The sequence below is a fragment of the Peribacillus sp. NPDC076916 genome (assembly GCF_050269675.1).
In the GTDB taxonomy this organism is placed as follows: Bacteria; Bacillota; Bacilli; order Bacillales; family DSM-1321; genus Peribacillus; species Peribacillus aracenensis.
On sequence record NZ_JBNNIU010000031.1, the window covers coordinates 1 to 8,118 of the forward strand.

The 8,118-nt window shown below is 37.8% G+C and carries 6 protein-coding genes; 1 reads left to right on the forward strand and 5 read right to left on the reverse strand.

The window, feature by feature from the left end; translation table 11 throughout:
- Positions 1–792: 792 nt before the first annotated feature.
- The gene (locus ACQKFG_RS28095; RefSeq protein WP_192207620.1) at positions 793–1,350 is read left to right on the forward strand and encodes a shikimate kinase; all 558 of its coding nucleotides are present in this window, start codon (positions 793–795) and stop codon (positions 1,348–1,350) included.
- Positions 1,351–1,471: 121 nt separating this feature from the next.
- Here ACQKFG_RS28095 and ACQKFG_RS28100 read toward each other — a convergent pair whose 3' ends face one another.
- The 5 genes from ACQKFG_RS28100 to ACQKFG_RS28120 form a co-directional block, all read right to left on the reverse strand.
- The gene (locus ACQKFG_RS28100; protein WP_427564377.1) at positions 1,472–2,485 is read right to left on the reverse strand and encodes a LacI family DNA-binding transcriptional regulator; all 1,014 of its coding nucleotides are present in this window, start codon (positions 2,483–2,485) and stop codon (positions 1,472–1,474) included.
- Positions 2,486–2,688: 203 nt separating this feature from the next.
- Positions 2,689–3,897, reverse strand: coding sequence for an MFS transporter (locus ACQKFG_RS28105; protein WP_427564379.1), 1,209 nt, complete (start codon positions 3,895–3,897; stop codon positions 2,689–2,691).
- Positions 3,898–4,176: 279 nt separating this feature from the next.
- Positions 4,177–5,061, reverse strand: a complete 885-nt coding sequence (locus tag ACQKFG_RS28110) for a quinate/shikimate dehydrogenase (protein ID WP_427564381.1) — start codon at positions 5,059–5,061, stop codon at positions 4,177–4,179.
- Positions 5,062–5,121: 60 nt separating this feature from the next.
- Positions 5,122–5,883 carry a type I 3-dehydroquinate dehydratase gene (gene aroD / locus ACQKFG_RS28115; protein WP_427564383.1) on the reverse strand — a complete coding sequence of 254 codons (762 nt, stop codon included), beginning with the start codon at positions 5,881–5,883 and terminating at the stop codon, positions 5,122–5,124.
- A 68-nt stretch (positions 5,884–5,951) separates the two neighbouring features.
- Positions 5,952–7,154, reverse strand: coding sequence for an MFS transporter (locus ACQKFG_RS28120; RefSeq protein ID WP_427564385.1), 1,203 nt, complete (start codon positions 7,152–7,154; stop codon positions 5,952–5,954).
- Between the last annotated feature and the right edge of the window lie 964 nt (positions 7,155–8,118).

Below are 8,118 nucleotides of genomic sequence, written 5' to 3' on the forward strand. Positions count from 1 at the left end.
GAAATGTTTGACTTGCTCATTTGCTTTTTTAATAGTGTGTGCTCACTTAAAATTTAACGTTGGCGCTTTGTTTTGTTCAGTTTTCAAAGAGCAATCTCACAATCGTTCTTTCGAACGGCTGTTTATTCATCATAACACCTTATTGATTAGTTGTCAACTTCTGCGAAGTTTTTAACTTATTTTAAATCGCTGTGTTTTCCAGCGACCATTTCATCTTATCATTTTCATAGTAAGAAGTCAATAGTTATTTCTTTCAGCAATCTGCCGAAAGTGATGAAGTTTTTCGTTTCTCTTAGTTGGTGCTTATTTATATTAATCCTTTCCCAATATAAAGTCAACACATTTCATACATTTCTTTGTTAAATGATTTAATCACTTAATGGAATAAATGCATTTGTCGTACATTGGCTTCCGTTTGAAACATATAAATCAAACAAAATCATTGCCCCCCACCCAATTTATTGATTCATAGACCCGTTAGAAGCACATTCCCCTTCAACCTAGTAATGCTTTTGGCAAAATCCATAAAACCCGCAAGTGATAAGTAACGGCAATAAAAAACTGTATAGATGAAGAAACGTATAATTAGATGTATAAATCGAATAATGAAACCTGATTGTTCATTTCGAATGAATTGATTTAAAACAAACCACTAAATCACGAAATTACATTGTCCAAATATTAAAAAATTTTTTTTACAATTTTACTTTCATGTACTATAATATATATATTTTAAAAATTTCAGGAGAGACTTTTAATCATTATAAAAATAGTTGGGAGAGGAATTTATAAATGATTAATAAAAACACATCTTTGAGGATGCAAAGTATCGTTTTTATTGGCTTTATGGGGGTAGGAAAGACGACGATCGGTCAGAAAGTAGCAAGGAAATTATATAGGGACTTTATTGACATAGATCAAGAAATTGAAAAGGAATTCAATATGCCCACTACGGAAATATTCAAGAAGTTTGGGGAAAAAGCTTTTCGCGAAAAAGAAAAAAGTGTGATTGAAAGCTTTAGTCAACAGCAATTGAAAATCATTTCAGTTGGAGGCGGGGCATTTTTACAAGAGGATATAAGAAATATCTGTTTATCCAATTGCATTGTCTTTTATCTGGACTTATCTTGGGAATACTGGAAAGAGAGAATAGGCTTACTAATTGATAGTAGACCTGTTTTACAAAGTCGGTCACTTGAGGAAATTGAAGAACTCTTTTACACAAGACAAGAAATATACTCCTATCATCATTCAAAAGTGAATACCAATGATCTTGATGTTGAAGAAGTGGCAGACTTCATAGTCGATTCATTGAAAGTGGCCTGGGATATTTATGAACCGCTTAAGTAAAACCATCCTTTTTGTTATGTAATCAATGTTCCCAATAAAAGAATAATAGAAAAGATGAAAAGGGTACAGCGGTATGGATACCTAGTCTCCTGTAAACTAATCACCTTTTTATTTTTCTTTTTTAGGAAGACTCTCTAATAATCAGTTCTGGATTCAATATGATTCGCTGTTGTTCACGTTCAACTTTCTCCATTTGCTGATACAGCAGATTCGCTGCCTCTTTTCCTATACGTCTAGGGAATGAGGAAATGGTCGTTAACGGAGGATGATAGATTTCTGCGACTGGAACGTTATCGAACCCTACGATATCTATATCTTTTCCAGGTGTATATCCTTTCAGCATTAATCCTTGCATAACACCGAAGGCAATTAAGTCACTAAAGCAAAAAATTGCCGTAGGCGGATTAGGATTCTCAAGTACTTTCAATACAGCCTCCAGCCCTCCTTCCCGTGTAGGGGCACTATCTATCACCAACGAATCATCTACTTCCAATCCCGCTCTTGAAAGAGCTTCACGGTATCCCTTCATTCTCTCAATCCAGGTAGAAGATTCCTTGATGCCACCAAGAAGCGCAATTCTTTTATGCCCCTTTCCAAGGAGATGCTCAACAGCGATCTTGGCTCCTTCTGGATAGTCTATGCCTACATAGTCGCTATTCACTCCAGGTAGTTCCCTGACAGCAAGGACCATCGGCGTGTCAATTTCATTTAACCGTTCAATTGTATCTTGTGAGCTTTCAGAGACAGGACAAAGAATCAGGCCTCCCACCCTATGTTCCATCATGGTGGAAAGGAGATGGTCTTGCTTGGCAACCGAGTCGAATGTAGTCCCCAGCAACACTGTATAACCAACCTCATCCAATGCATCGTGAACGCCTATCAGGAATTCAGAAAAAAAGGTATTTGATATGTCGGTAATAATGATTCCTACAGTATCGGAACTCTGCGACCTTAGGTTTGCTGCAATTCTATCGTAAACATAGCCTAATTCATGCATGGATTTTAATACCTTTTTTCGCGTCGCTTCCGATATCCGGGGGTTATTACGAACGATAAGGGAAGCAGTGGATGTAGATACCCCAGCATGTTTCGCTACCTCTTGCAGCGTGACCCGCCCTTTTTTGGATTGTTTCATAGTTCAATCACCATCTTGAATGTATTTTTGATGTACTTATTATTATCATGTTCTTACTATAATAATAATATAGTTCTGTCATTATTACACCCTTGCTTTTGGAACATGGTTATCTCATCGATTAATAATCCCTCCAATGCATCTATATCAAAAAAACGCCACCCTAGTTCTACAAGATAGTGTTTTAATAATCCTTCAATATTTTAGCCATGGTTAAATATGGTCTGATGCTGTGTCAATTTTTTATACCGGTAATAAACAAAAGCTGCAGCTAGGATTCCTATCGTTGCAATAAAGCAATCGAATAGAAATATATGGGACATATCCCCACTCTTAGCGATCAAGCCCGTTCCAATTGGTAAAATGACGCTCGCCAAACTGGATGCCGTCGCAACGATCCCCGTTACAGTTCCCTTTTTCCTCCAGAAAAGTTCAGTCATTATTGCAATGGTTAATTGAAATATCCCAGCTGTCGATGCTCCAAGGAAAAAGGAGCTAATATTCAAGACAATAGGTGAATGTATCGTTAATATGATGATTACCGCAAGTAAAGTAATCATTGGGTAAAGCAATATCACCGTCACGGGCTTAATCCATTTGTTTAATAAAATGGATAATAGCAGGACGGAAATTAGTGATCCAACACTATAAAAGCTCAATAATTTAATTGCACCTGAAGATGACATCCCTGCAACTTCCTGGCCGAAACTCGGTAACCAGATTTGCGAAACTGTAAATAACGCAGTTGATGTAAACCCAATTATGATTAGCGCGACTCCTTCGCTCCAAAATTTTGGTTCAGTTATGAACCTGTTCATATGCAAAACCTCCTCATGACTGAAAGCGTCGGATTTGCTTTTTGGAAATGAAGCGGACAACATAAAAATCATATTCATGAAATAGATGACAGCCGGTAATAAAAATGCAAACCCGTAAAATAATTGGTTCCTAGCAAGAAGCAGTATGAGGAATGGTAGGATTGTTGCACCAAGTGAACCAAAAGCCTTGACCATAACACTGGCGGAACCAGCAGATTCAGGAAACATTTCAGTTAGCGCCGGATATGTACCAGCATCCATGGCTGAGTTGGAAATTCCCGCAAGTAAAGCAAATACAAAGGCCATTTCATATGTGGGGGAAAATGGAATCCCAATTAAAAAAACTCCCATTATAACCGAAGAGACAATGACCAATGGCTTTCTTCCAAATTTATCCGATAATACTCCCGAGAGACCATACGTGAGTAATCTGCCTATTCCTATAGCTGCAATAAGATAACTGATGCCAGTAGAGTCCGTATCCCATTGTTCTGTTAAAGAGGGCATGTTTGAGGCGAGAATTATATTTACCATCCCCAGCAGAAAATAGTTAATATACATGCCAGATGCCGCTTTAAAATACTGATTGTTCATTATTACACCCCTCTAATAAATCCGGTTGTGTTTCTCCCCTAGAACACTTTAATGCAAATGTAATTACGCTAAAGCCTCCCCTTTATGTTATCCATTTATATGAAAACCACTTTTGAAAAAAAAAATGCTAAGAAAAACAAGGGATTTCACTCCCTGCATTTTCTTAGCTCCGAGGTTACTGCACTCATTTGATGGGAATCATATAATGATGATGCACATCTATTATGACTAAACCTCTATTACGATAAAATGGAAAATAATCTCCAGAGTGGGATCATCTTATTCTGCAAACAATTGCTCTTTGATGTAATCAACAGGCATCTGTTGACCTGTCCATAATTCAAAGGCCAATGCACCTTGCCAAAGCATCATCCCAAGTCCATTAATGGCTGTAGCACCAGCAGCCTCAGCTTGTTCCATTAGTTTTGATTTACGTGGGATGTATACAACATCGGTTACGATTAAATCAGGACGCAGCATTGATTCGTCTTGAATGACACTTAAACCTTCAAGTGGTTTCATGCCAACGCCGGTTCCATTTGCCAAAATATCACTAGTTGCGATTTCAGCCTTTAGTTGTTCAACATTTTCAAGAGGATATACATTGGCTTTCACATTTAAGTGCTTCATACCTTCATTGATGATCCGTACATTCTCTACTGCTTGCGGGAAGAAAGCATCATCACGAGCAAAAATGCTGATTTCCGCCACTCCTTCCAGCGCAGATTGAATGGAAATTGGAGTAGCAGCCCCGCCAGAACCGATAAGAGTCATTTTCTTGCCTTTAATATCTATACCATGTTCTTTTAGGTTCCGAGTATATCCCATTCCATCGGTACTGTGACCTACGAACTTTCCATCGACATTGACAACTGTATTAACGGCTCCGGAAAATTTAGCACTGTCTGCCAATTCATCAAGATATGGAAGTATTTTCATTTTATTTGGCATGGATACGTTGAATCCTTTTACATTTAATGCACGCATCCCTTTGACTGCATCTTCCAGCTGTTCATTTCCAACTTCAAATGCTAAATAAGCGCAATTCAAGCCTAATTTATCGAAAGCCAAATTATGCATGGCAGGTGATAAAGAATGTCCGATAGGTGTTGCCAGCAATCCTACTAATTCCGTTTTTCCATTAATTCGTCCTAGATTTTCCATGTTCTATTCCCCCTGTTTTTTAAAATCTTATATAAGTTCCTTCTTGAAAGGAATTATGAGTTAAATGTTTTGATCAATGATCTCCAATACAGCTCTTAATTGAGCAACAGGAATTTGTCCTGGGGCAGATGCTTCTTTTCCGGCACCGAATGTACAAGCAGAACCAAACACCGTACCTGATAATCGACTGACCAGGCCTGTGCCCGACATTGACATCGTAATGAATGGACGATCGGCATACTTTGTTTTCATCGTGTAAGTTGCATCTAATAAAACGAGTAAGTCACCAACCGTCTGGGGCATTACAGCGATTTTTGGAATATGGGCTCCAAATTCCTGCATTTTACGCAATCGGTAAATGATTTCTTCTTTTGCTGGTGTCTTATCGAAATCATGGTTACACATTACTACGTATACGCCATTATCCTCAGCTACCTTTACAGTCTCCTTCACTGATGATTCTTCAAAAAATAACTCCACATCGACAAGATCAATCTTCTTCGTGCCAATTGCTGCATGAAGAAGTTTGAAATAATATTCATCGCTGATTTCCTTATTCCCGCCTTCCTTATGGCTTCTAAAAGTGAAAAGCAGCAAAGTATTGGGTACAGCACTCCTAAGTTTAGAAATCATATCCGAAACGGCTTCTAAGCTTTCAACTTGTTCATAGACATCTACTCGCCATTCGATGATATCCGGCTGTAGTGCATTTACCGTTTCAACTTCTTTAAGCAGTTCATCTTCAGTTGTTCCCATCAGTGGAACGATGATCTTTGGTACCCCTTCTCCGATCGTTACGTCTTTGATCGTGATTGTTTTCATGGATGTTTCCCCCTTTTATCATTATCTTCAGTGGAGATTCATGCCCCGCTGATTTTCGGCTAAACCGTTTAATTGGAAACCTTAATTACCTTTTTGTATCGATAGGCAACGAATACGGCCAATAAAATACTAACTAACGCAATTGCCACATCAAACAAGAAGACCGCAGATAAACCAGCACTCTTAGAAATGATGCCTGTAACGAAAGGTATGATAATAAAGGCTGAACTGGCTGCAATGTTTACATATGAAGTAATCGTCCCTTTATTGGCAGGGAAGAACTCTGTTATTATTGTCATGGCCAATTGGAACACCCCTGCAGTTGAAAGCCCAATGAAGAAAGCGCTCAAAACAGTTATAAATGGTTGTTGGGTGTATAGGAGTGACAATAAAGATAATGCTGCAATGATCGGATAAATAATCATGACGGTAATGGGCTTAATTACTTTATTCAATAGAACCGCTAGTAATATGACAGAAACAAGGGAGCCAATGCTATAGTAACTAAGCAATTGAACAGCCTTAGCCTGGGTTAGCCCCAATACATCTTGTCCAAAGTTCGGGAGCCAGACTTGAACCAGCATGAATAAAGCAGTTGATGTGAAGCCTAATAGTATGACGGCAACCCCCTCCTGGGCAAACTTCGGTTTTGAGAGGAATTGGTGTTGAACCGGTACAGCTTGTTCATCATCTTGATTCTGGCGTTGAGCTTTATGATCCGGGAATGAAACCTTAAGGAGGAAAAGCCCATTAACAAGATAAACAGCAGCCATTAAGAAGAATGTATATCCGTAAAACATATCTCTAGCCATAAAGAACGCCATGATAAATGGTAGAAGTGCGGCCCCGACTGAAACGAATGCTTTTATTAATACAGTAGCGGAACCCGCTTTCTTTTGAAAAGCCTCGATAAGTGCTGGATACGTACCAGCATCCAAAAATGAGTTTGCAACACCAGCACACACAGCAAATATAAATGCCAATGTGTAGTTAGGAGCCAATGGTATACCTATGAGGAAGATCAGGTAGATAAAAGATGCTGAAACGACAAACGGCTTCCTTCCTAACTTATCCGACAGTCTACCGGCGAAAAACAATGAAACTAACTTACCGATTCCTATTGCAGAGACCAAGTAACTTATCCCTGAGGCACTTGTATTTAATTGTTCGGATAAACTCTCCATATTTGACCCAATGATAATATTGATCATGCCTAAAATAAAATAGCTAATATATAAACCTGTTGCCATTTTTATAAATGGATTTTTCATGAAACACACCCCTATTAAAAAAGTTATCGAAATGCAATTTGACTCTTAAGCCTTTCAGAAGTTTCCCCCTTGCCCCATACCATAAATTTAAGAAACAAGTTACGAACTAATTAAAAACAATAAACTTCATTAAGTTAAGTTAAGTTAGTATATCGTTCTACTAACTTTTCGCAAACTAGTATATCGTTCTACTAACCTTGGTTATATTAGTACATCGTTCTACCAATAAAATTGGTATATCGTTATACTAATGCTTAACGATTAGTTTCTAAATTCAAAAGGTATTGAATAAACTCTTACGCTAAAGTTTTTAGTTAACTTTCTTTAGTATATCGTTCTACCAAACTATTATACTGCGCTAATTTAATTGTGTCAAACTCATGAAGCGATCCCTCATACTCATTATTTTTAAATTCCAAAGGTTCTCATTTTGGAACCTATTCACTTTAAAAGTTCAGCCATACCTTTGATTTGTTAGTGTTCATACAAGATGAAGAACACTTTTATTTACAGTGGCGCAAATTATTTTATTATTTATGAAGGCTCCCTTCTTTTTCGATATTCACCACTTTTTTATTTACCTGTTTCTGAATAAGTTACCTGTTTCTGAATAAATTTCTTTTTAGCTAAAATATATGCAATGCTGCTTATTTAAATCCAATTGTCCAGGTATTTGCAATCGATTTGAATAACTCGTATCTAAGTAAGGTTGGAAGAACATCTCGCTTTATATCCTAAGTTGAGGATGGGTCAAAACGATTCTAAATATAAAATGAGAACCGCCTTTCGATTTCATCCTCTATCAAGGATGATCTAACAACTTCTGTATATGGAGAAATAATGGGGCCTCATAATTGGTTTTATAACAAAAAAAAAGACCAGCCGGATGGCTGATCTTTTTAAATGGCTTGGCGGCGTCCTACTCTCACAGGGGGAAACCCCCAACTACCATCGGCGCTGAAGA